Genomic DNA, 21273 nt, shown 5'->3' on the forward strand with positions numbered 1-21273 from the left:
TTAAAGACCCGGAGCGGGCCGGGTTGTTTTGGCGCGGGCCTGGAAGGGGGACGGGCAGGGGTCGTGTCCGGAACGTAGAGCGTGTTTTGTGTCGCGTGGCGATCGTTGACCAATACAAGTCGTTGAACGCGACGTAAAACATGCAGTGCAGGACACGGCCCCTGCCCGGCCCCCGGCGACGACCCGCGGATGAGAATCCGGCCCGCAGCGGGCAAAATCAAGCCCGTCCGGCGATTGAGGACAACACGGACCGCAACGCGGTCACCGAGAACGCGTGGCCCACCGGCCCCAGAACGCCCGTCCGGCGATTGAGGACAACAGTGACCGCAACGGTCACCGACGCAAGGCCGACGACACCGCCGCCAAGTCCACCGCAGACGCCAGCCCCGCGTGGTACAGGCGCAGCTCCGTCGCGCCCAGCGCCCGCGCCAGCGAAGCGTCCCGCTCCAGCGTCCCCGGCGCGCCCCCCATCCCGCTCACCACGGTGAAGTTCGCCGCGAGCACGGACGACCCGACGGCGTGGGGCGTGAACGCCGGCAGCAAGCGTCCCGCCGCGCCGCCCGTGCACGGCAGGACCACCCCGTCCGCCACACCCAGGATGTGCGCCGGTTCGACGCCGGCGTTCGCGCCCGTGTGGTACGGCACCGGATCCGCGTGCAGCAGCACCTGGAAGCCCGGGCCGCCCGCGGCCCGCACCGCCGCGACCGCCGACTCCTGGAGCGTACGGGCGACCCCGCCACGCCATTCGAGGGTGACGGCCGCCAGCTCCGCGCCGAGGAGCTTCTCGATGCCCGCCACACCCTCCGCCGCGGCCACGTCAGAACCGCCCCAGACGGGCCGAAGCGCTCCCCGCACCGCCGCCGCCAAGTCCTCGGGCGAAACGCCCAGCCCCGCGTACCCCGCCCCGCACACGTCGCAGAAGCACAGCGACATCAGGTACTGCGCCGCGTCGCCCAGGCCCACGCCCGCGATCTTGTCGTGCGCGTGCAGGTGCGCCAGCCCGTACCAGCCGCACGACTCCAGCTCCGTGCCGCCCGCCCCGGGCCGTACCGCCGCCTCCGCCGCCAGCGAGACCAGGTACGCGGCGACGGCGGGCCGGGCGATGCAGGGCGCCCAGGGGTAGCGGTCGCCGTACGCGTTGACCACGGACGTGTCGGGACGCTCCGCGCCCAGGCGGGAGTTGTGCGCGAGGACCACCCAACTGTGCACCTCCAGGCCCGCGTCGGCGAGCGCCGCCGCCGCCTCGCCGTACGCGTCGCCCGGCGCCCAGGCCCCGGCCGCGTACGGCCGCAGCTCGCGCCCCGCCCAGCGGGCCTCGTCCACGGGGTAGAGGACCGACGCGTGTTCGGCCGTGACGATCCGGTGGCGCGGGTGGCGCGGGGTCAGCGCGCGGGTGGAGTGGTACGCGGAGGCCAGCGTGACCTGCTGGACGCCGAGGTCCGCGATCCGGCGCGCGGCGTCCGGGTCGCCCACCACGTCCCAGGGGTAGAGGAACGCGGAGGTCTTCACGCGTCGGCCCCGGTGCCGGGGGTGGCGTCCGCCAGCAGCGCGCGGCCCCGTTCGATGAGCTCGGCCAGTTCCTTGACGTGCAACCCGAGCGGTTCGCTCAGCGGCGGCCGCACCTCGCCGACGTCGAGCCCCCCGAGCCGTACCCCGGCCTTGACCAGCGAGACGGCGTATCCGCGCCCCTGGTTGCGCAGTTCGACCAGCGGCACGTAGAAGCCGTCGAGGAGCCGGTTGGCCGTCGCGTCGTCGCCGCTGTTCAGCGCCCGGTGGAAGGCGAGGGCGATGTCGGGGGCGAAGGCGAAGACGGCGGAGGAGTACAGGGTGATGCCGATGCCGCGGTAGGCGAGTCCGGTGAGTTCGGCGGTGGGCAGCCCGTTGAAGTAGAGGAACTCCCGCCCGGGCAGCTCGCGGCGGACGGTGCTGACGATCCGCTGCATCAGGTCGAGGTCGCCGAAGCCGTCCTTGAGGCCGATGACGCCGTCCACCTGGGCGAGCGCGACGGCGGTCTCGGGGGTGAAGACGGCGTTGTCCCGCTGGTAGACGATGGTCTCCAGCGAGGTGGCCCCGGCCAGCTCGGTGTAGTGGCGCAGCAGGCCCTCCTGGTCGGCGACGACCAGGTAGGGCGGCATGGCGAGCAGTCCGTCCGCGCCGGCCTCCTCGGCGAGCTTCGCGTACTGGATCGCGAGGGCGGTGCCGTAGCCGGCGCCGGCCACGACGGGCACTTCGCCTGCGGTCTCCTCCACAGCGGCGGCGACGCAGTCGCGGAACTCCTCGGGGGTGAGGGCGTGGAACTCGCCCGTGCCGCAGCAGGCGAACACCGCTGCGGCTCCCGCGTCGACGCCCCCTCTGACGTGCGCGCGGAACGCGTCGAGGTCGAGTGTGCCGTCGGGACCGTACGCGGTGACGGGGAAGAACAGCGGCCCCTCCACTCGGGTGAGTCGGGCGGCGAGCGGGGCTGAGGTCACGGGGCGCTCCCTGGGCCGTGCACCGGGCGCTCACCGCCCGTGCACAATTCTGATCGATGTCCATATCTCTGAACACGACCACGCTAGGGCAGCCGCGCGGCGCAGGTCAAGACAGGAAACAGCAACCAGGAGGCGGATCACTCCCCGCCGCGCAAGACTTGACGGTACGGAGGGACACTCCTTAGCGTGTTCACGCATGTGAAGTCCGTCTACGGATCTGAGTCCTGGCGACAGGCCGCGGACCGTACCGCCGAGGAGACCGCGTTCATGCCCGCACCCCGCACCGTCCTGCTCACCGGCGCCGCCGGCGGCCTCGGCACCCTGATGCGGGGCCTGCTGCCCGCGTACGGCTACGAACTGCGCCTCTTCGACTCCCGGCCCGTCGAGGGCGAGCCGGGAGCCCTCACGGCCGATCTGGCGGACAAGGACGCGCTGCGCGAGGCCGTGGACGGTGTCGACGCGATCATCCACCTCGCGGGCATCTCCCTGGAAGCCTCTTTCGACAAGATCCTCAAGGCCAACATCGAGGGGACGTACAACCTGTACGAGGCGGCCCGCGCGGCCGGGATCCCGCGCACGGTCTTCGCCTCCAGCAACCACGCGGTCGGCTTCACCCCGCGCCCCCAGGGCGACGACCCGCTGATCCCGGTCGACACCCCGCGCAGGCCCGACACGTACTACGGCCTCTCCAAGTGCTTCGGCGAGGATCTCGCGCAGCTCTACTGGGACCTGCACGGCATGGAGACCGTCTCCGTCCGGATCGGCTCCTGCTTCGCCGAGCCGGCCTCCGTACGGATGCTGTCCGTATGGATGAGTCCCGCCGACGGCGCCCGGCTCTTCCACGCCGCGCTCACCGCCGAGGACGTCGGCCACACCGTCGTGTACGGCTCCTCCGCCAACACCCGGCTGTGGTGGGACCTCTCCGGCGCGCGGGCCCTCGGTTACGACCCCCAGGACGACTCGGAGCCGTACGCCGCGAAGCTCATCGCCGAGCAGGGCGAACTGGACCCGGCCAACCCGGACCACGCACACCTGGGCGGGCACTTCACGACGCACCCGCCGCAGTGGCCCCACTGACGCCGGCGGCGGCCCCCGCCGGGCCGGGCGCTCGCCGAAATCCGGGCGACAGCGGCGGGCCGTACGGGGACCATGGCGGTATGCCCAGGCCCTTCGGATTCAGCTACGAGCGGCGGGGTGACGGCACGGTCGTCATCACCCACCGCGGGCGCGCCGCCGCGACGCTGCGCGGCGCCCGGGCGGAGAAGTTCCTGGCCGAGGTGGAGCAGGGCGACGCCCAGCTCGTCATGGCCCGCTGGACGGGCGCGTACAAGTTCGGGAACGAGCGCGTCGCGCGCGAACATTCGCGCAATCGGCGTAGGTAAGGGAACGGCAAAGCCAGGTCGCTCGTTACGACGGCATGACCGCTATGACCCCCGGCTCGAACATCTCTCTTCCCACCGCCCACGTGGCCGTGGACGTCACCGCTCCGGTGCGGCTCGACGTATCGGGCCTGCTGCTCACCGCCGACGGCAAGGTGCGCTCCGACGACGACTTCATCTTCTACAACCAGCCCGCGGGCCCCGGCGTGAGCTACCGCTCGGGCGGCGGCACGGCGCCGGACGCCATCGTCGTCGACACCAGCGCCGTGCCGGCCGGCATCGAGAAGATCGTCGTCACGGCGAGCCCGGACGCGGCGGGGCAGAGCTTCCAGGGCATCGAGCCCACGGCGACGGTCCGCAACGCGGCCGACGGCAGCGTGCTGGCCACCTTCACACCCCCGCAGCTCGGCGCCGAGACCGCGCTGGTGATCGTCGAGGTCTACCTGCGTAACGGCGCCTGGAAGGTCCGCGCCGTGGGCCAGGGGTACGCGAACGGGCTGGCCGGGATCGCCACCGACTTCGGCGTCTCCGTGGAGGAGCCCGCCGCCGCGTCCGCCCCGGCACAGGCCCCGCCCGCGCGCGCGGCCGACCCGCGCGTGGCCGCTCCCCCCGCCCCCGCGGCCCCGCCCGCACCGCAGGCCCCGGCGCCCTCCGCGCCCGGCTCCGGCAAGATCAACCTCGACAAGGGCCGCGTCAGCCTCCAGAAGAACCAGACCGTCTCTCTGGTCAAGGGCGGCCGCCCGCTCCTCAGCAAGGTCAAGATGGGCCTCGGCTGGGAGCCGGCGTACGGCGGCAAGGACATCGACCTCGACGCCTCCGTCATCGCCTACGGCCCCGACCGCAAACACCTGGACAGCTGCTACTTCGGCCGGCTGTCCATCCTCAACGGCGCGATCAAGCACTCCGGGGACAACCTCACCGGAGAGGGTGCGGGGGACGACGAGGTGATCGTCGTCGACCTCGGCCGGCTGCCCGCAGAGGCGACCGGCCTGGTCTTCACCGTGAACTCGTTCACGGGCCAGAAGTTCAACGAGGTGGCCAAGGCCTACTGCCGGCTGATCGACGCGGCCACGGACGAGGAGCTGGTCCGCTTCGACCTGACCGGCGCCGAGCCCCAGACCGGCGTGTTGATGGCGAAGCTGATCAAGCAGTTCTCCGGCGAGTGGGAGATGACCGGCCTCGGGGAGTTCGTGAAGTCCCGTACGGTCCGCGGCATGGTGAAGCCCGCGGCGAAGATCCTCTGAGTCCGGGGGGCCGTCTTGGGAGTGCCAGGACGGCGTCCGGAACGCCCAGCGGGCCGCCGCGGTCTCTACGACCGGCGGCGGCCCGGGGGCTCGGCCTTCTCCAGGCTCCGCTTCAGAGCTTGGTCAGTTTGGAAAAGGGGGTCAGGATCCTTCCCTGGCGCCCCGAGAAATCGATGAGCACGGCGTGTTCGCCCTCGACTCCGATGACTCTTCCCAGCCCGAACTGGTCGTGGGAGACGCGGTCTCCGACATCGAACTGCTCGGGCGGGGGTGAGGCCGGGCCTTGGCGGTTGAAGGGACTGGACGGCAGGTGGCGCCGGGATCCGGCTGACTTTGTCATTACTTGGAGTATGCGCCCAAGGGGCCCCGCCGCGCCATGCCCGACCGCCGACCGGCCCGCCGGATCACCCGTTCCAGGGCTCTGCCGGGGGTGCCCGGAGCCCCGCGCGGGCCGTCCGGTCAGCGCCGGGGCGAACGCCGCCAGGGGCCCGTGACGGCCAGCATGATCCCCGGCTCCTGGATGTTGGCGTACAGGACGGCGCCGTCCGGCGAGAACACGACACCCGTGAACTCGCTGTCGTTGAGGTCGTTGCGCGCGATGGGGTACGTCACCCCGCTCTCCGTCGCCCCGAAGAGATGCTGGACACCCTCGCCGTCCTCCGCGAGGACCAGCCCGCCGTACGGCGAGACGGTGATGTTGTCCGGGCCGTCGAAGGCCCCGTCCCGGTCCGGATCCGCGTTGACCCCCAGCAGCACCTTGAGGGTGAGCGTCCGCCGCCGGGGGTCGTAGAACCACACCTGCCCGTCGTGCGGGCGCCCGGGGCTCTCGTCACGGGCGTACGAGGAGACGACGTACGCGCCCCCGTCCGCCCACCACATGCCCTCCAGCTTCCTGGCGCGGGTCACGTCCCCGTCGTCGAACTGCTCACGGACCTCGACGGTCCGCGCCTGCCGGTCCGGCACCTCCAGCCAGTCCACGCCGTAGACCGTGCCGATCTTCGTCGCGCGCGAGAGGTCGTCCACGAACCGCCCGCCCGCGTCGAAGCAGCGCGGAGCCTGGAGCACCCCCGCGTCGTCGGCGAGGTGACGGAGCCGGCCCCGGCCGTGCTCGAAGCCCTTCGGCGGGACCCAGCGGTAGAGCAGCCCGTTGGGGCCGTCCGCGTCCTCCGTCAGATAGGCGTGTCCGGTCCGCGGGTCCACCACGACGGCCTCGTGCTCGAACCGGCCGAACGCCCTGACCGGCCGGGGGTCGCGGTTGGCCCGGCGGTCGTACGGGTCGACCTCGAAGACAAAGCCGTGGTCCTTGGTCATCCCGTTCTGGCCGGCCCGGTCGGCGTTCTCCTCGCACGTCAGCCACGTGCCCCACGGGGTCCGCCCGCCCGCGCAGTTCGTGGAGGTGCCGGCGATGCCGACCCACTCGGCGGTACGGCCGTCGCGGTGCGCCTCGACGACGGTGCAGCCGCCGGCCGCGGCCGGGTCGTACACCAGACCCTCGGTCAGCGGCACGGGGTACGGGTAGTCGGAGCGCGGCCCGTCCAGCTCGTGGTTGTTGACCAGCAGCGTCGTACCGCGCGGGCCGTCGAACGTGGCGGTGCCGTCGTGGTCCGACGGCGTGAACTCGCCGGTCTCCAGGCGGGTGACCCCGCTGTGGGTGAGGACGCGGTACGAGAACCCCTCCGGCAGCGCGAGCATCCCGGCGGGGTCGGGGAGCAGCGGCCCGTACCCCGGCTGCGGCGCGGGTCCGCAGGACACCTCCGGCGCGTCCTCGGCGGCGAGGGCGCCGGGGGCGGTCGCGAGGGCTCCGGCGGCGCCCGTGAGGACGAGGCCGGCGCCGGTGAGGGCGAGGCCCGCGCCGGAGCGGGCGGACTTCCCGGAGAATTCCCTGCGGGTCAGCGGCATCGCGGCCTCCTGGGCGTGGGGCGGGGTTTGGGGGGACACCCTCGCGTGCGCGTATAAACAGCGGTTGAACAGCGTCCGACGTTCGAAAGGCCCGCGTCCATGAACCTGCCGGTGACTTCCCTGCCCGCGAGTGGCCGTCGTGTGTTCGTCAGCGGGGCCTCGCGCGGGCTGGGCCGCGCGGTCGCCCGGGCCTTCGCCGCCAACGGCGACGTGGTCGCCGTCCACCACGGGACCCGCGCCGCCGACGCCCGGCTCACCCTGGAGTCCCTGGACGGTACGGGGCACGTGCTGGTCGGCGGTGACCTCTCCGACCCGGCGGAGGCGGCACGGATCGCCGACGAGGCGGCGGACGCGATGGGCGGGATCGACGTCCTGGTCAACAACGCGGCGGTCAACGAACGGCATCCGTTGCCCACGACGTCGTACGAGGAGTGGACGGAGATCTGGCAGCGCCACCTGTCCGTGAACGTCCTCGCGACGGCGCTGCTCAGCCATCGGGCGGCGCGGGGCATGATCGACCGGGGGGTGGCGGGGCGGATCGTGAACATCGGCTCACGCGGGGCGTACCGGGGCGAGCCGGACCACCCCGCCTACGGCGCGACGAAGGCGGCGGTGCACGCGCTGGGCCAGTCCTTGGCGGTCTCCCTGGCGCCGTACGGCATCGGGGTGGCGTCGGTGGCTCCGGGCTTCTTCGAGACGGAACGGGTGGCAGGGCGGTTGTCGGGCCCGGAGGGCGACGGGATCCGGGCGCAGAGTCCGTTCGGGCGGGTGGGGAGGGTGGGGGAGGTGGCGTCGGCGGTGCTCTGGCTGGCGTCGCCGGGGGCGGAGTGGTCGTCGGGGGCTGTGCTGGACCTCAACGGAGCGGCGCACCTCCGGTGAGGGTTGCGGTGTCTTGGGCGTCTGCCCCCGGTGGGCGGCGCGGCTTACTGCGTCCTCAATCGCCGGACGGGCTTGGTTTTGGCCTCTGCCCGGTGCGCGGGCGCGGGTTACTGATGTCCTCAATCGCCGGACGGGCTTGATTTTGCCCGCTGCGGCCCGGCTTTTCGGGTGCGGGTTGTTGCCGGGGGCCGGGCAGGGGTCGTGTCCTGCACTGCATGTTTTACGTCGCGTTCAGCACCTTGTTTTGGTCAACGTTCGCCATGCGACACAAAACACGCTTTACGTTCCGGACACGACCCCTGCCCGTCCCCCTTCCAGGCCCGCGCTACTACCTGGCCCGCTCCGGGGCGGGGGGAGTCGTTCACTTTCCCGGCGGCGTGAGGGGGGTGGGGTCGGAGGAGGTGCGTGTGTCCGGACGTAGAGCGTGTTTTGTGTCGCATGGCGACCGTTAATCAATTGGACCGGTTGAACGCGACGTAAAACATGCAGTCCGGACATACGTGCCTCCGGAGGCCCCGCCCCCCGTCACCACGGCACACCCAAGCCCGTCCGGCGATTGAGGACATCAGTAAGCCGCGCCCACCACCGGGCGGCGGACAACGGCCCACGCCGACGCCAGACCAACCCCACACGCCGCGAACAGCACCGCACCCACGTCCACGAACGCCACCAACCCCGCGCCCAGCCCAAGCGCCACCGCGTTCGGCGCGTAGATCAGCGTCGTCGCGGTCGCGGACACGCGGCCCAGCACCGCCGCCGGAACCTCCCGCTGCACCGCGGTCATCGCCGCGATCAGGACGCACGGCAGCCCCGCCCCCACCCCCGCCGCGCTCGCCAGGACCGCCGCGTCGTACGGGAGGGCCCGTATCCCGAGGGATACCGAGAACACCGCGATCCCCGCCGCCGCGAACACCCGTTCCGGGAGGTGGCGCAGCAACGGGGCCGCCAGGAGGCCGATCAGGACGGACCCGGCGCCCTGCACCGCGTACAGCACGCCCACGTACGCGGGGGAGCGGCCGAGGCCCTCGTCGACCACCGCGTAGATCACCGCGCCGTTGAGCCCCGCCAGCAGCATCGTCACCGCGGCGGCCAGCACGAGGGGGCCTACGGCCGGGGTGTCCCGCAGCCGCCGTATCCCCTCCGCCGTCGCGGACCGCCGCCCGCCCCCGCGCAAGCGAACGGGCGGGGCCTCCCGCACCCGCATCCGCGCGAACAGCCCCGCCGCCAAGGCGAACGTCGCCGCGTCCAGGAGGGCCACCGGACCCCCGCCGAACCGCGCGTACAGCGCCGCGCCCGCGAGCGGGGCCAGGAGCTTCATGCCCTCGTTGGCCGTCGTCCGCAGCCCGTTGAACCCGCCCAGCAGCCGCTTGTCGACCACCCCGGCGATCAGCGCCGTCTCCGCCGCGTCCATGACCACCCCGGTCATCCCGTACACGAACAGCACGCCGAAGAGGATCCAGATCCGGTCCGCCGAGTCGACGGCGAGGAGTGTCGTCAGCAGGAGCGCCATCCCCAGGTTGCAGACGATCAGCAGCGGCCGCCGCCGCACCCGGTCGGCGATCCCGCCCAGCACCGGCCCCACCAGGGTCGGCGCCCACATCGCGAAGACGGTCAGCGCCGCCAGACTGTCCGAGCCGGTCAGGGACTTGACCCAGATCCCGGCGGTCAGCCACATCGCCGAGGTGCCGAACCCGGACACCACCACCCCGGCCAGGTACAGCCCCGCGTCGCGGTCCCGCAGGACCCCGCCGCCACGTTCTTCTTTACGTCGCATGGCGCCAGGGTGGTGGCTGAGGAGGTGCCCCGGCATGGGGCAACCGCCCTATCCCCGACCTCAGAAGGGCTTCAGAAGGGCCTCGGAAAGATGTCGCGCCGGACAACGCTTAACACCCTGAAAACCTGAACCGTTCCTGACAGGTGCACAATCCCCCGTACCCCCCGCGACCGTCCGACCCCGGCGAGGAGCCCCATGTCAGGCCAGGCAACACACGAGAACGGCAGTGCCGTCGACCGGTACTTCAAGATCAGCGAGCGGGGTTCGACCTACGCACGGGAGATACGCGGCGGCTTCGCCACGTTCTTCACGATGGCCTACATCCTCGTCCTCAACCCGATCATCCTCGGCAGCGCCGAGGACAAGTTCGGCGCCCACCTCTCCGGGCCCCAACTGGTCACCGCCACCGCGCTGGTCGCCGCCGTCATGACCGCGATCATGGGGCTCGGCGGCAATCTGCCGCTCGCCATCGCGGCCGGCCTCGGCCTCAACGCCGTGGTCGCCTTCCAGCTCGCCCCGCTGATGAGCTGGCCCGACGCGATGGGCCTGGTGGTGCTGGAGGGGCTGCTGATCTGCGTCCTGGTTGTCACCGGTCTGCGCGAGGCCGTCATGAACGCCATCCCGCAGTCGCTCAAGCAGGCCATCAGCGTCGGCATCGGGCTCTTCATCGCCTTCATCGGCTTCATCGACGCGGGCTTCGTCACCCGGATCCCCGGCGACACCGGCTCCGTACCGGTCCAGCTCGGCGCCACCGGCCACCTCTCGGGCTGGCCCGTCCTGGTCTTCTGCCTCGGGGTGCTCCTCACCCTCGCGCTGGTGGCCCGCAAGGTGAGGGGCGCGATCCTCCTCGGCATCGTCGTGACGACCCTCGTCGCCGTCGTCATCAACGAGATCGCCGACATCAAGCCCGCCGCGTGGGGGCTCACCGTGCCGTCGGTCCCCGACGACCTCGTCGCCGCGCCGGACTTCGGGCTCATCGGCTCCTTCAGCCTCTTCGGCGCCTTCCAGCAGATCGGTGTCGTCACCCTCGTCCTGCTGGTCTTCACCCTCATCCTCAGCGACTTCTTCGACACCATGGGCACCGTCGTCGGCGTCTCCAACGAGGCCGGGCTCCTGGACGAGAACGGCAAGGTCCCGAACCTCGGCCGTGTCCTGCTCATCGACGGCGCGGCGGCGGTCGCGGGCGGCGCGGCCTCCGCCTCCTCCAACACCGCGTACATCGAATCGGCGGCGGGCGTCGGCGAGGGCGCCCGTACCGGCTTCGCCTCGGTCGTCACCGGCGCCCTGTTCGGCCTCTCGCTCTTCCTGGCGCCGCTCGCGCTGGTCGTCCCGGCGCAGGCGGCGGCCCCCGCGCTCATCGTGGTGGGCTTCCTGCTGATGTCGCAGGTCCGGCACATCGACTGGGAGAAGTACGAGATCGCCGTCCCGGCCTTCCTGACGATCGCCGTCATGCCGTTCACGTACTCCATCACCAACGGCATCGGCGCCGGCTTCGTCGCGTACGTCGTCATCAAGACGGTGCTGGGCAAGGCGCGTGAGGTGCACTGGCTGCTCTGGGCCACCGCCGCCCTGTTTGTCGTCTACTTCGCGATCGACCCGATCGAGCAGTGGATCGGCTGACCGGCGTGACGGGGTGAGGCGGCCGGCAACGGCCGCTCCGGTCATGAGCGTTCTACGTAACGCACGTGAAGCGTGTGCTCAACGAGGCAGTCATCGACGGGTGATGGAGTCGCGCACTGCACCCCCCGCACTTCCTCGCACGGCCCGGTGACCCCGGAGGTTCCCCTTGAGCCAGCTACAGCCGCCCACTCAGGAGCAGTTGGACGCCTACGTCAGGACCAGGCTCGCCCTGGCCGGCTTCGACCTCACCCTGCTGCCCGAACAGCCCGACCCCGTGACCGGTGTCCCCACCCGCACCCAGGTCCTGAACTCGCTGCGGTCCTTCGTCGCCTCGACCCCGGCCGCCATCGGCGGCTGGGCGCCGCCCGTGACGGGCACGCCCGCGCCGGAGCACGCCCAGCAGGCCTCGCCGCCGCTGCTCTACCCGTCGATCACGGAAGCCTGGACCGGAAAGGCGGACGGACGATGAGCCGCACCCTCAACCGCCGTGTCTTCCTGGCCGGTTCGGCCGCCGCGACGGGGGCCGTCGTAGGGGGTACGGCCCTGGCCGCGCCCGCCGCCGCGAGCCCGGCGCCCGCCGCCGGGCCCGCGCCGTACGTCCCCGACATCCACGTACGGGACGCGGCCCGCCGCGATCCCACCGAGGCGACGCTCGCCGAGGCCGCCGTCCTGATGCGGCAGCGCAAGCTGAAGTCCGCGACGCTCGTGGAGGCCTACCTCGACCGGATAGAGGCCTTCGACTCCACGTACCAGGCGTACGCCGTGGTGACCGGCGCGAGCGCGCTCACCGCCGCCCGCAAGGCCGACCGGGAAGGCAGACGGGGCGTGCTGAGCGGCATCCCGCTCTGTGTCAAGGACAACTACTTCACGCGCGGGGTGCCGACCCGCTGCAACTCCCTCATCTTCGAGGACTTCGTCCCCGACTACGACGCGACCGCCGTCGCCCGGCTCACCGCCGCCGGCGGAATCGTCCTGGGCAAGGGCCAGATGGGCCCGCTCGCCACCACCCGGGCGACCACCCCCAACGGGACCGTCACCACCGTCAACGCCTGGACCCCCGACAACCCCGCCACCGATCCCGGCGGTTCGTCCACCGGGCCCGCCTGCTCCGTCGCCGGGCGGATGGCCTCCTCGTCCATCGGCACCCAGACCGGCGGATCCATCGTCCAGCCCTCCAACCGGCAGAACCTCACCGGCCTCAAGCCCACGATGGGCCGCGTCTCCGCGCACGGCGTCATCCCCCTCTCGTACACCCGCGACCACCCGGGACCCCTGGCGCGCGACGCCATGGACGCCGCGCTCATGCTCTCCGTCATGGCCGGCCCCGACCCGTCCGACCCGCGCACCCTCGGGCTGCCGCGCCTGCCGGATCTCGTACGGGCCGCCACCCCTGTCCTGTCCCGGGGCAAGGTGAAGCTGCGCCGCGCGACCCGGATCGGGGTGCCCGCGGACTTCCTGAACAGCGCCGCCGACGTGCGCCGGGCGTTCCTCACCACGCTCGACGCCATCCCGGGGGTGACACTGGTCGACGTCACGTATCCCGCCGACTGGGGACTGCTCACCGGCACGTTCAACGACGCCCGGCTGTCCGAGCGCACCGAGCCGTTCCGGCACTGGCTCCAGGCGGACCCCACCAAGTTCGGCGTCTCGCTGCTCAGCTGGCTCCAGGGGCTGATGCTCTCCGGCGACGAGTGGATCACCGCGCAGCGCGCCAAGAACCATCTGCTGCGTGAGGTCCTCGACGGGGTCATGGCCCGCTGCGACGTCCTGCTCCAGACGGGTCCCGTGCCCTTCGACATCCTCGGCCTGCCCGAAATCGCCTTCCCCGCGGGGTTCGTGGCGGGGATACCGTCCGGCGTCATCCTCGGCGGTCAGCCGTACGAGGAGGACCGGCTGCTGGAGGTCGCGGCGGCCTACCAGGCGGTGACCGACTGGCACACCCGCCGCCCGGCCGACCCGTCACCGGCCGCCGCGGGCAAGCGCCTGGCGGCCACACCGCGCCCGCGCCTGAGCGCGGAGGAGGCGGCGGCGCAGAGCGCGTGAGGTGAGCGCCGCCCGCGGGTCGTCACCTCCCTGGGGAGACGGCCCGCGGGTGGCTGTTCCCCCGCGGGTGGCTGTTCCGGGGCCGTTATTTCAAAGCCGCCGCCATCATCTTCTGCGCCACCGGCGCCGCCAGGCCGTTGCCGCTGACCTCCGCGCGCGCCGCGTCCGAGTCCTCCACGACCACCGCGACCGCCACCTCGTTCCCGGTCGTGCCGTCCTTCGCGTACGACGTGAACCAGGCGTACGGCGTCTGGCTGTTGTCGACGCCGTGCTGCGCCGTACCGGTCTTGCCGCCCACCTCCGCGCCCGGCACGCGCGCGTTGGTTCCCGTACCCGACTCGACCACGGTCTGCATCGCGCTGCGCAGCTGTTCGGCGGTGGAGGAGGAGACGATCCGGGTCGTGTCCGCGTCCTTGTACGACTGGAGGGTGTCGCCGTCGCCGTTCACGACCTTCGACACCAGGTGCGGGGCCGCGAGCAGCCCGTCGTTCGCCAGCGCCGACGACACCATCGCCATCTGGAGCGGGGTCGCGGTCACGTCGAACTGGCCGATGCCCGACAGGCCTGTCTGCGCCCGGTCCATGCCGGTCGGGTAGACACTCTTCGCCACCCGCACCGGCATGTCCTGCGCCGCGTTGTCGAAGCCGTACTTCTTCGCCATCGCCGCGACCTTGTCCTGCCCCAGGTCGTCGGCCATCTTCGCGAAGACCGTGTTGCAGGAGTAGCGCAGCGCGTTCCTGATCGTCGCGTTCTCGCAGGGGTCGGAGGCGCTCTCGTTGCGCAGCACGGTGGTCGTGTCCGGCAGGGTGTACGGGTCCGGGCTGTCCGTCGGCACGTCCACCGAGCCGTACAGCCCGTCCTCCAGCGCCGCCGACGCCACGACCAGCTTGAACGTCGACCCGGGCGGCAGCGGCTGCCGCAGCGCGCGGTTGAGCATCGGCATGTCCTTGTCCGCGCTCAGCTGCTGCCAGGCCTTGCCGTCCGTCGTCCCGCTGATGGTCGAGGGGTCGTACGACGGGGTCGAGACGACCGCCAGCACGCGGCCGGTCTTCGGGTCGAGCGCGACCGCCGCGCCCTTCTTGTCGCCGAGGGCGTCGTACGCGGCCTTCTGCACGCCGGGGTCGATCGTCGTCAGCACGTCACCGGGCTCGGTCCGCTGCCCCGTGAGCGCGTCGAGCGGGTTGCCCAGCCGGGGGTCCTTGCCGTCGAGGACGTCGCTGTAGATGCCCTCCAGCTGGGTGGAGCCGTACACCTGCGAGCTGAATCCGGTGACGGCGGCGTAGAGCTTGCCGTCCGTGTACGTCCGCTTGTAGGCGAGGTCGCCGCCCGAGGTCCGTCCGGACCCGGTGACCGGTGAACCGGCCACGACGATGTCGCCCAGTGGCTGCGCGTACTGCGCGATGGTCTTCCGCTGGTTGTACTTGCTGTCCGCGAGGGCTCGGGCGTCGTACGCCTGGAGCCAGGTCACGCGCACGAGGAGTGCGAGGACCAGCAGCAGGCAGAACACCGAGGCGCGTCTGATCGTCTTGTTCATCCCGTACGGGAGACGAGCGGAACGGCGGCCCGCGTTCCCCCGGGCCGCCGTTCTCAGGAACTCTTCATGTCGTGGCGGGGGCCGCCGGAGCGGGTGGGCCCGTCAGAGCCGTCGCGTGGCGAGCGTCAGCCGGTCGCGGGCGTCGAACAGCGCGTCCTTGATCAGCTGCTCGTGCCCCGGGGTCAGCCGCGCCACCGGCACCGAGCAGCTGATCGCGTCCCGCGCCGGGGTGCGGTACGGGATCGCGATGCCGAAGCAGCGCAGCCCGAGCGTGTTCTCCTCGCGGTCCACCGAGTAACCCTGCTCCCGGATGAGGCGCAGGTCCTCGATGAGCTTCTCGCGGTCGGTGATCGTGTGCTCGGTCAGCGCGGGCAGCGTCTCGGGCAGCATCTTGCGGACCTGCTCGTCGCTGTGGGTGGCGAGCAGCGCCTTGCCGAGCGAGGTCGAGTGGGCGGGGAGCCGGCGGCCGACGCGGGTGAAGGGGCGCAGGTAGTGCTGGGACTGGCGGGTGGCGAGATACACCACGTTCGTCCCGTCCAGGCGCGCCAGGTGGATGGTCTCGGTGGTGTCGTCGGAGAGCCGGTCCAGCGTGGGGCGGGCCGCGGCGACGACCTCGTCACCGTCGATGTACGACGTGCCGACCAGCAGCGCCCGTACGCCGATGCCGTACCGCGTCCCCGTCGCGTCCGTCTCCACCCAGCCCAGCTCGACCAGCGTGCGCAGCAGCATGTAGAGGCTGGACTTGGGGTAGCCGACCGCTTCCTGGACGGCGGCGAGGGAGTGCATGCCGGGCCGTCCGGCGAAGTATTCGAGCAGCTCCACCGTCCTGACCGCCGACTTGACTTGTGCCCCACCGGATTCCGCAGCCGACATCGTTTCTCGCCCTTCCGGCCCGACAGGCTTCCGGCCCGGCGGACCGCTCTTGACCACACAGAACGCCCGGAAATAGAGTCCCTGTGGATTCACTATCAGGAACTGTGTTCAGAATACCGAACAATTCCTGGTGGATGGCAGAGGTTCGCAAGGCCGGGAAGGAAGCCGTCGTGACAGCAGCACCAGTCTGGAGTGTCGACCCCCGAACGGGGAACCCACGCGAGCAGGTTGCCGACGAGGCGACAGCCGAGGAGGTCGACTCCGCGGTGCGCCGGGCGCGGGCCGCCGGAGCGGGGCTCGCCGACCGCACCGTCCGCGCCGCCCTCCTCCGTACCGCCGCCGACCTCCTCGACGAGGCGGTCGAGCACGTCATCGAGGCCGCGGACGCCGAGACGGCCCTCGGACCGGTCCGGCTGCGGGGCGAACTCGCCCGTACGACGGCCCAGTTGCGCGCCTTCGCCGGGGTGGTGGACGAGGGCGCCTTCCTCGACATCCGCATCGACCACGCCGACGCGACCCGCACCCCGCCCTGGCCCGACCTGCGCCGCTGGAAGGTGCCGCTGGGCGTCGTCGCCGTCTACTCGGCGAGCAACTTCCCGCTCGCCTTCTCCGTCCCCGGCGGCGACACCGCGAGCGCGCTGGCGGCCGGCTGCCCGGTGGTCGTCAAGGCACACCCCGACCACCCCGGCACCTCCGAGCTGTGCGCGTCCGTGCTGCGCAGGGCGGCGGTCCGGGTGGGCCTGGACGAGGACGTCCTGATCGTCGTCCACGGCTTCGAGGCGGGCGTCGAGCTGGTCAAGCACCCCCTGGTGTCGGCGGCCGGCTTCACCGGTTCGATCCGCGGCGGCCGCGCCCTCTTCGACGCGGCGGCGGCCCGGCCCGCGCCGATCCCCTTCTACGGCGAGCTGGGCTCCCTCAACCCCGTGGTGATCACCGAGGCGGCGGCGGCCGAGCGGGCGGAGCAGATCGGCGCGGGGCTGGCCGGTTCGATGACGCTGGGCGCGGGGCAGTTCTGCACCAAGCCGGGCTTCGTCCTGGCGCCGGCGGGCGCGGCGGGGGACAGCCTGCTGAAGACCCTGACCAGCGCCGTCAGCGAGACCGAACCCGGCGTGATGCTGGACCACCGGATGCGGGACGCGTTTGTCTCGGGGGTACGGGAACGGGCCGCGCTGCCCGGCGTAGACGCCCCGATCACGCCCGGCGCGGGCGGCGAGCACACCGTGAGCGCGGGCTTCCTGACCGTACCGGCGGAACTGCTCACGGCGGAGGGCGGCCCGCACGACCTCCTGCTGGAGGAGTGCTTCGGCCCGGTGACGGTGGTCGCGCGCTACACCTCGACGGACGAGATCGGCGCGGTGCTGTCCCGGCTGCCGGGCAACCTCACGGCGACGCTCCAGCTGTCGGACGCGGAGGGCGAGGGCACGGCGCCGGGCGCGGCCGAACTGCTGGCCGAGCTGATCCCGCTGGCGGGCCGCGTCCTGGTCAACGGTTGGCCGACGGGCGTGGCGGTGGCCCCGGCCCAGCAGCACGGGGGCCCGTACCCGGCGACGACGTCCACGTCGACCTCGGTGGGCGCGACGGCGATCGAACGCTGGCTGCGCCCGGTCTCGTACCAGTCGACGCCGCCGGCGCTGCTGCCGCCGGAGCTGCGGGACGAGAACGTGCTGGGGCTGCCGCGGCGGGTGGACGACGTGCCGCAGGGGTGAGGCGGGGCGGGACGCGCGTACGTACGGTGGCCGGTGGGCGGCCGTACGCACGTCCCCCCGAACAGCACCCGGACCGCAACCGGAGTGCGCACCCCCGCGTCTCCGTCACCATGATCAGACGAGCCACCCCCGCCGACCTCGACCCGATCACCGAGTTCCACGCCGAGGCGCGGGCCACGTACTACCGGGGCCATGTCCCGGACGAGGAGTTCGAAGGACCGGCCGAGCGTGCCCGTACGCGCGCCAACTGGGCCACCGCGCTGAGCCGCGAGGAGCCGGGCACGGCGGTGCTGTGCGCGGAGCACGAGGGCCGGCCGGTGGGCGTGGCCGCCTACCGCACGGTCGAGGGTGTGACGACCCTTACCCAGCTCCACGTCGCTCCCACCCACTGGCGGCGGGGCATCGGCGCCGCGCTCCACGAGGCGTGCGTGGCGGCCTGGCGGCGGGACGGGGTGGCCACGGCGCGCCTGGAGGTCTTCGAACCCAACAAGCGCGCGCAGGCGTTCTACGCGGCGCACGGCTGGTACCCGGACCCGGAGAACCCGCGCGACGACACGCACCTGATCCTGCGCCTGGAGGTCACGCGGGCGGGGGAGCCGGCGTAGGTGCCTCGCGGCCCTCAGGGCCCTCAGGGATGAATCTTCCGCCGCTCGGCGAGCATCGCCACGTACTTCGCGATGCGCCGGGCGCGGGTCTCGGGCCTCTTGGCGTCATGGATCTGGTGGAGGACGGAGAAGCGGTTACGGCTGTCGAGCGTGGCGAAGAACTCGGCCGCCACGGGCTCCGCCGCGAGGGCGGCGGCGAGATCGTCCGGTACGGAGATGGTCCTGGGCCCGTCGTACGCGGCCTCCCACCGCCCGTCGGCCTTGGCCCGCGTCACCTCGGCGAGCCCGGCGTCCCGCATGCGGCCGGAGGCGATCAGCGCCTCGACCTTGTCACGGTTGATCTTCGACCACTTGCTGCGGGCGCGCCGGGGCGTGAACCGCTGCAACCAGTGGGTGCCCTCGGCGTCTTTCCGCTTCTGCCCGTCGATCCACCCGTAGCAGAGGGCCACGTCGAGCGCCTGCGCGTAGTCGAACGTGGCGACCCCCGGCGTCTTCTTCCTGAGCCTCAGCCAAATCCCGTCGGCGGACGCGTGATGCGCGACCAGCCACACCTCGAACGCCTCGGCGCTCTCGAACGACACACTCTCCGGTTCCTCAGCCACAACGGTAGTCAAGCACAGGCATTTTCCGTCACGAAGCGGTAGCAGCGCGTAACATCGGATATCACCCGATCTCCAACCGGCCCTCAGCACCAAGGGGTTGCAGCCACATGGCACCACGCCCACGCGAACTGACACCGGACCGCTCGGCCCGCCACCTGTTCGGCTCCGAAATGCGCCGCCACCGCGAACTGGCCGCCATGAGCCTGGAAAGCCTGGCGGGCGTCCTGAGATACGCGAAGAGCTCACTGGCCCGCTACGAAACAGCGGACGCGATGATCCCCCCGGACCTCCCGGGACGCCTGGACGCGGCGTTCGGGACGGACGGGTTGTTCGAGAAGCTGTACGGGTTGGCGAAGTACGAGATCCACCCGGACCGATACCGGCGCCTCATGGAGCTGGAGGCGCGGGCGCGGATCATCGACGAGTACGCAGGTCACGTTGTGCCAGGGCTCTTCCAGACGGAGGACTACGCCCGCGCACTCTTCCGGGTCACCAACCCACGGGCCACGGCGGAGCAGATCGAGGAGAAGGTGGCAGCGAGGTTGAGCAGGCAGGCGTTGCTGACGGCCGACCCGGGGCCGGACCTGACCGTGATCCTGGACGAGTCGGTGATACGGCGTTCCGTCGGCGGTCCTACCGTCATGCGGGAGCAACTCGCGCGCCTGCACGACCTGGTGGACACTCCGACGACCACCATCCAACTGCTGCCCTTCGCGCATGGCGCGCACGCGTTGCTGGGTGGCGGCATGCTGCAACTGATGACGATGAGCGACAAGTCGTCGGTGGTCTACGAAGAGGGCCTGACCTCGGGCACGTTGGTGGAGGACGAGGAAATGGTCAGAACTCGCCGCCGAGACTACGATCTGATGAGGGCCTATGCCCTGTCGCCCCGCGAGACGGCGGCACACATCCGATCGGCCATGGAGGCACTTCCCTCATGAGCAGCAGCAAGGACCTCACGAGCGCGCGGTGGACCAAGTCCAGCTACAGCAACGGGGACGGCGGCTCCTGCGTGGAGTGGGCGCCGGAGCATGCCGCGACCTCAGGAATTGTCCCGGTACGGGACAGCAAGGATCTCGCCGGTCCGGTGCTTCTCCTCCGTCCCGAGACCTTCTCGGTGTTCGTCCGGGCGATCCGCCAGGGTGCGATCCCGTCATGAGGGAAACCCCGGACCTCTCAGTCGCGCAGTGGGTCAAGTCCACATACAGCAACGGAGAGGGCGGCGCCTGCCTCGTATGGGCACCCGCCTGCATCGCCACCCCTGGTGTTGTCCCCGTACGGGACAGTAAGGACCCTCAGGGCCCCGCCCTGCTGCTCGGGTCGGCGGCCTTTGCCGCGTTCGTCGGGGCGGTTCGCACCGGTGCGCTTCGGTCGTGACCGGCCGAGCGGACCTCTCAGGCGCGCACTGGGTCAAGTCCAGCCACAGCAACGGGGACGGCGGCGACTGCGTCGAGTGGGCGCCCTCGTACGCCGCCGCCTCCGGCCTCGTCCCCGTCCGGGACAGCAAGGACCCCGCCGGTCCCGCCCTCCTGCTCCGGCCCGCGGCCTTCTCCGCCTTTGTTCGGGCCGTTCGGGCCGGAGGGCTCAGCGGCGGCGTGCGGTAGGAACGGCGGAAGCCCCGCCGTGATCGGCAGCCTTGTGCCGAAATGGGAAGTTACGTGTGCTTGACTGGCTATTGCAGTCATATGTGCATGCCCACGGTGATGAGGGTGCGTGGTGATGAACGAGCTCAACAGCGCGGTCGCGGTGGTGACCGGCGCGACGAGTGGCATCGGGGCGGCGATCGCGCGGAGGCTCGCCGAGGAGGGGGCTCGTGTCGTACTGGTCGGGCGGCGGGCGGACCGGGGGGAGGCGCTCGCGGCGGAACTGGGTGGCGAGGCCTCGTTCCAGCGTGCTGACGTGACCAGGGAAGAAGAAGTCGAGCAGCTGTCCTCGGCCGTCGAGGAGCGGTGCGGCAGGGTCGACGTGCTGGTGAACTGCGCCGGCGCCCCGGCCACCCTGGGCAGTGTCGCGGAGACGGACGTCGAGCGGTTTCGCCAGGCCTACGACGTGAATGTCTGCGGGCCGCTGCTGATGATGAAACACCTTTCCCCCGGGATGCGGGAGCGAGGCTCCGGCAGCATCGTCAATCTCTCCAGCGTCGCCGGATTCCGCACGGTACTCACAGGGCTGGACTACTCGGTGTCCAAGGCCGCTCTCCTCCAGTTGAGCGCCTGGGCGGCGGTCGAACTGGCGCCGTACGGGGTACGGGTCAACAGCGTCTCCCCGGGCTTGGTCCTGACAGGGATCTTCGGCAAGGTGGCCGGCCTCGGTGACACGGCCGCGGACTCCCCGGAAGCCATCGAGGCCCTGTCGGCGAAGATCGCACCCCGTCTGGGGCAGACCATCCCGGCGAGTCGTCCAGGCCTGCCCGAGGAGGTCGCGGCCGCGGTGCTCTATCTGGCGGGACCGGCGTCGGCCTTCGTCAACGGCCACAACCTCGTACTCGACGGCGGACAGACGCTGGGCCAGCCGTACGAGGTGATGCGCGCACAGCGTGCGGCGATGGCCGCCGCGTTCCAGAGCGTGGCCCGCTCGTAACTCGACGACCTCTCCTTCGTGCCCACGCGTGCGGAAGAGAACGTGTAGGTTACATGTAGATGAC

General features: G+C 71.7%; 22 protein-coding genes. 14 read left to right on the forward strand and 8 right to left on the reverse strand.

Features of this window, described 5'->3' with window-relative positions; genetic code table 11:
* Window positions 1-333: 333 nt before the first annotated feature.
* The gene (locus ACIO1C_RS35245) at window positions 334-1509 is read right to left on the reverse strand and encodes a hypothetical protein (RefSeq protein WP_401871738.1); all 1176 of its coding nucleotides are present in this window, start codon (window positions 1507-1509) and stop codon (window positions 334-336) included.
* Entirely contained in the window at window positions 1506-2471 is a 966-nt protein-coding gene (locus tag ACIO1C_RS35250; protein WP_401871741.1) for a 5-dehydro-4-deoxyglucarate dehydratase, read from the reverse strand. The genes ACIO1C_RS35245 and ACIO1C_RS35250 overlap by 4 nt, the downstream gene beginning before the upstream one ends.
* A 267-nt stretch (window positions 2472-2738) precedes the next feature.
* Between ACIO1C_RS35250 and ACIO1C_RS35255 the strand changes: the two genes are divergently transcribed.
* The 3 genes from ACIO1C_RS35255 (at window position 2739) to ACIO1C_RS35265 (ending at window position 5094) form a co-directional block, all read left to right on the forward strand.
* Window positions 2739-3548, forward strand: a complete 810-nt coding sequence (locus ACIO1C_RS35255) for an NAD-dependent epimerase/dehydratase family protein (protein ID WP_401871807.1) — start codon at window positions 2739-2741, stop codon at window positions 3546-3548.
* A gap of 80 nt (window positions 3549-3628) precedes the next feature.
* On the forward strand, window positions 3629-3853 hold the full coding sequence (locus ACIO1C_RS35260) for a hypothetical protein (RefSeq protein WP_401871743.1): 225 nt from the start codon (window positions 3629-3631) through the stop codon (window positions 3851-3853).
* Window positions 3854-3897: 44 nt separating this feature from the next.
* On the forward strand, window positions 3898-5094 hold the full coding sequence (locus tag ACIO1C_RS35265) for a TerD family protein (RefSeq protein WP_401871810.1): 1197 nt from the start codon (window positions 3898-3900) through the stop codon (window positions 5092-5094).
* A gap of 112 nt (window positions 5095-5206) precedes the next feature.
* Here ACIO1C_RS35265 and ACIO1C_RS35270 read toward each other — a convergent pair whose 3' ends face one another.
* Window positions 5207-5434: a hypothetical protein gene (locus tag ACIO1C_RS35270; protein WP_161311713.1), complete on the reverse strand. Its 228-nt coding sequence runs from the start codon at window positions 5432-5434 to the stop codon at window positions 5207-5209.
* Window positions 5435-5553: 119 nt separating this feature from the next.
* Window positions 5554-6993 (reverse strand): alkaline phosphatase PhoX, encoded by a 1440-nt coding sequence (locus ACIO1C_RS35275; RefSeq protein ID WP_401871746.1) that lies wholly within the window; start codon window positions 6991-6993, stop codon window positions 5554-5556.
* 99 nt (window positions 6994-7092) lie between these two features.
* On the opposite strand from ACIO1C_RS35275, the gene ACIO1C_RS35280 reads away from it, so the two are divergent.
* Window positions 7093-7872 (forward strand): SDR family NAD(P)-dependent oxidoreductase, encoded by a 780-nt coding sequence (locus tag ACIO1C_RS35280; RefSeq protein WP_401871749.1) that lies wholly within the window; start codon window positions 7093-7095, stop codon window positions 7870-7872.
* Window positions 7873-8437: 565 nt separating this feature from the next.
* On the opposite strand, the gene ACIO1C_RS35285 is transcribed toward ACIO1C_RS35280, so the two are convergent.
* Window positions 8438-9646, reverse strand: coding sequence for an MFS transporter (locus ACIO1C_RS35285; protein ID WP_401871752.1), 1209 nt, complete (start codon window positions 9644-9646; stop codon window positions 8438-8440).
* Between the two features lie 195 nt (window positions 9647-9841).
* On the opposite strand from ACIO1C_RS35285, the gene ACIO1C_RS35290 reads away from it, so the two are divergent.
* The 3 genes from ACIO1C_RS35290 (at window position 9842) to ACIO1C_RS35300 (ending at window position 13309) form a co-directional block, all read left to right on the forward strand.
* Window positions 9842-11266 carry an NCS2 family permease gene (locus ACIO1C_RS35290; protein ID WP_401871754.1) on the forward strand — a complete coding sequence of 475 codons (1425 nt, stop codon included), beginning with the start codon at window positions 9842-9844 and terminating at the stop codon, window positions 11264-11266.
* Window positions 11267-11432: 166 nt separating this feature from the next.
* Window positions 11433-11735, forward strand: coding sequence for a hypothetical protein (locus ACIO1C_RS35295; protein ID WP_401871756.1), 303 nt, complete (start codon window positions 11433-11435; stop codon window positions 11733-11735).
* A complete protein-coding gene (locus ACIO1C_RS35300; RefSeq protein WP_401871759.1) occupies window positions 11732-13309 on the forward strand; it encodes an amidase in 1578 nt (525 codons plus the stop codon). Before ACIO1C_RS35295 ends, ACIO1C_RS35300 begins: the two co-directional genes overlap by 4 nt.
* An 85-nt stretch (window positions 13310-13394) precedes the next feature.
* Here the strand turns inward: ACIO1C_RS35300 and ACIO1C_RS35305 are convergent, their stop codons facing one another.
* Together ACIO1C_RS35305 and ACIO1C_RS35310 are read right to left on the reverse strand one after the other, a co-directional pair.
* The gene (locus tag ACIO1C_RS35305; RefSeq protein WP_401871761.1) at window positions 13395-14843 is read right to left on the reverse strand and encodes a penicillin-binding transpeptidase domain-containing protein; all 1449 of its coding nucleotides are present in this window, start codon (window positions 14841-14843) and stop codon (window positions 13395-13397) included.
* Between the two features lie 102 nt (window positions 14844-14945).
* On the reverse strand, window positions 14946-15716 hold the full coding sequence (locus tag ACIO1C_RS35310; RefSeq protein WP_161312948.1) for an IclR family transcriptional regulator: 771 nt from the start codon (window positions 15714-15716) through the stop codon (window positions 14946-14948).
* A 170-nt stretch (window positions 15717-15886) separates the two neighbouring features.
* On the opposite strand from ACIO1C_RS35310, the gene ACIO1C_RS35315 reads away from it, so the two are divergent.
* Together ACIO1C_RS35315 and ACIO1C_RS35320 are read left to right on the forward strand one after the other, a co-directional pair.
* Window positions 15887-17422, forward strand: coding sequence for an aldehyde dehydrogenase (NADP(+)) (locus ACIO1C_RS35315; protein ID WP_401871764.1), 1536 nt, complete (start codon window positions 15887-15889; stop codon window positions 17420-17422).
* A gap of 110 nt (window positions 17423-17532) precedes the next feature.
* Window positions 17533-18027: a GNAT family N-acetyltransferase gene (locus tag ACIO1C_RS35320; protein WP_401871767.1), complete on the forward strand. Its 495-nt coding sequence runs from the start codon at window positions 17533-17535 to the stop codon at window positions 18025-18027.
* Between the two features lie 23 nt (window positions 18028-18050).
* On the opposite strand, the gene ACIO1C_RS35325 is transcribed toward ACIO1C_RS35320, so the two are convergent.
* The gene (locus tag ACIO1C_RS35325) at window positions 18051-18629 is read right to left on the reverse strand and encodes a YdeI family protein (protein ID WP_401871770.1); all 579 of its coding nucleotides are present in this window, start codon (window positions 18627-18629) and stop codon (window positions 18051-18053) included.
* Between the two features lie 107 nt (window positions 18630-18736).
* Between ACIO1C_RS35325 and ACIO1C_RS35330 the strand changes: the two genes are divergently transcribed.
* From ACIO1C_RS35330 to ACIO1C_RS35350, 5 genes are all read left to right on the forward strand, one after another.
* Window positions 18737-19570, forward strand: a complete 834-nt coding sequence (locus ACIO1C_RS35330; RefSeq protein ID WP_401871773.1) for a Scr1 family TA system antitoxin-like transcriptional regulator — start codon at window positions 18737-18739, stop codon at window positions 19568-19570.
* Entirely contained in the window at window positions 19567-19788 is a 222-nt protein-coding gene (locus ACIO1C_RS35335) for a DUF397 domain-containing protein (protein ID WP_401871776.1), read from the forward strand. Before ACIO1C_RS35330 ends, ACIO1C_RS35335 begins: the two co-directional genes overlap by 4 nt.
* Complete coding sequence (locus ACIO1C_RS35340; protein ID WP_401871779.1) at window positions 19785-20006, forward strand: DUF397 domain-containing protein; 222 nt, start codon at window positions 19785-19787, stop codon at window positions 20004-20006. The genes ACIO1C_RS35335 and ACIO1C_RS35340 overlap by 4 nt, the downstream gene beginning before the upstream one ends.
* The gene (locus tag ACIO1C_RS35345) at window positions 20003-20233 is read left to right on the forward strand and encodes a DUF397 domain-containing protein (RefSeq protein ID WP_401871781.1); all 231 of its coding nucleotides are present in this window, start codon (window positions 20003-20005) and stop codon (window positions 20231-20233) included. Before ACIO1C_RS35340 ends, ACIO1C_RS35345 begins: the two co-directional genes overlap by 4 nt.
* Window positions 20234-20348: 115 nt before the next feature.
* A complete protein-coding gene (locus ACIO1C_RS35350) occupies window positions 20349-21209 on the forward strand; it encodes an SDR family NAD(P)-dependent oxidoreductase (protein WP_401871783.1) in 861 nt (286 codons plus the stop codon).
* Window positions 21210-21273 lie beyond the last annotated feature (64 nt).

Origin of the sequence: Streptomyces sp. NPDC087420, from assembly GCF_044744165.1 — a bacterium.
GTDB lineage: Bacteria > Actinomycetota > Actinomycetes > Streptomycetales > Streptomycetaceae > Streptomyces.

Excerpts from the sequence above, each read along its gene's own strand:
- ACIO1C_RS35255 (WP_401871807.1), top strand. The coding sequence starts at position 2,739 with ATGCCCGCACCCCGCACCGTCCTGCTCACCGGCGCCGCCGGCGGCCTC.
- ACIO1C_RS35260 (WP_401871743.1), top strand. The coding sequence starts at position 3,629 with ATGCCCAGGCCCTTCGGATTCAGCTACGAGCGGCGGGGTGACGGCACG.
- ACIO1C_RS35265 (WP_401871810.1), top strand. The coding sequence starts at position 3,898 with ATGACCCCCGGCTCGAACATCTCTCTTCCCACCGCCCACGTGGCCGTG.
- ACIO1C_RS35270 (WP_161311713.1), bottom strand. The coding sequence starts at position 5,434 with ATGACAAAGTCAGCCGGATCCCGGCGCCACCTGCCGTCCAGTCCCTTC.
- ACIO1C_RS35275 (WP_401871746.1), bottom strand. The coding sequence starts at position 6,993 with ATGCCGCTGACCCGCAGGGAATTCTCCGGGAAGTCCGCCCGCTCCGGC.
- ACIO1C_RS35280 (WP_401871749.1), top strand. The coding sequence starts at position 7,093 with ATGAACCTGCCGGTGACTTCCCTGCCCGCGAGTGGCCGTCGTGTGTTC.
- ACIO1C_RS35285 (WP_401871752.1), bottom strand. The coding sequence starts at position 9,646 with ATGCGACGTAAAGAAGAACGTGGCGGCGGGGTCCTGCGGGACCGCGAC.
- ACIO1C_RS35290 (WP_401871754.1), top strand. The coding sequence starts at position 9,842 with ATGTCAGGCCAGGCAACACACGAGAACGGCAGTGCCGTCGACCGGTAC.
- ACIO1C_RS35300 (WP_401871759.1), top strand. The coding sequence starts at position 11,732 with ATGAGCCGCACCCTCAACCGCCGTGTCTTCCTGGCCGGTTCGGCCGCC.
- ACIO1C_RS35305 (WP_401871761.1), bottom strand. The coding sequence starts at position 14,843 with ATGAACAAGACGATCAGACGCGCCTCGGTGTTCTGCCTGCTGCTGGTC.
- ACIO1C_RS35310 (WP_161312948.1), bottom strand. The coding sequence starts at position 15,716 with ATGTCGGCTGCGGAATCCGGTGGGGCACAAGTCAAGTCGGCGGTCAGG.
- ACIO1C_RS35320 (WP_401871767.1), top strand. The coding sequence starts at position 17,533 with ATGATCAGACGAGCCACCCCCGCCGACCTCGACCCGATCACCGAGTTC.
- ACIO1C_RS35330 (WP_401871773.1), top strand. The coding sequence starts at position 18,737 with ATGGCACCACGCCCACGCGAACTGACACCGGACCGCTCGGCCCGCCAC.
- ACIO1C_RS35335 (WP_401871776.1), top strand. The coding sequence starts at position 19,567 with ATGAGCAGCAGCAAGGACCTCACGAGCGCGCGGTGGACCAAGTCCAGC.
- ACIO1C_RS35340 (WP_401871779.1), top strand. The coding sequence starts at position 19,785 with ATGAGGGAAACCCCGGACCTCTCAGTCGCGCAGTGGGTCAAGTCCACA.
- ACIO1C_RS35350 (WP_401871783.1), top strand. The coding sequence starts at position 20,349 with ATGAACGAGCTCAACAGCGCGGTCGCGGTGGTGACCGGCGCGACGAGT.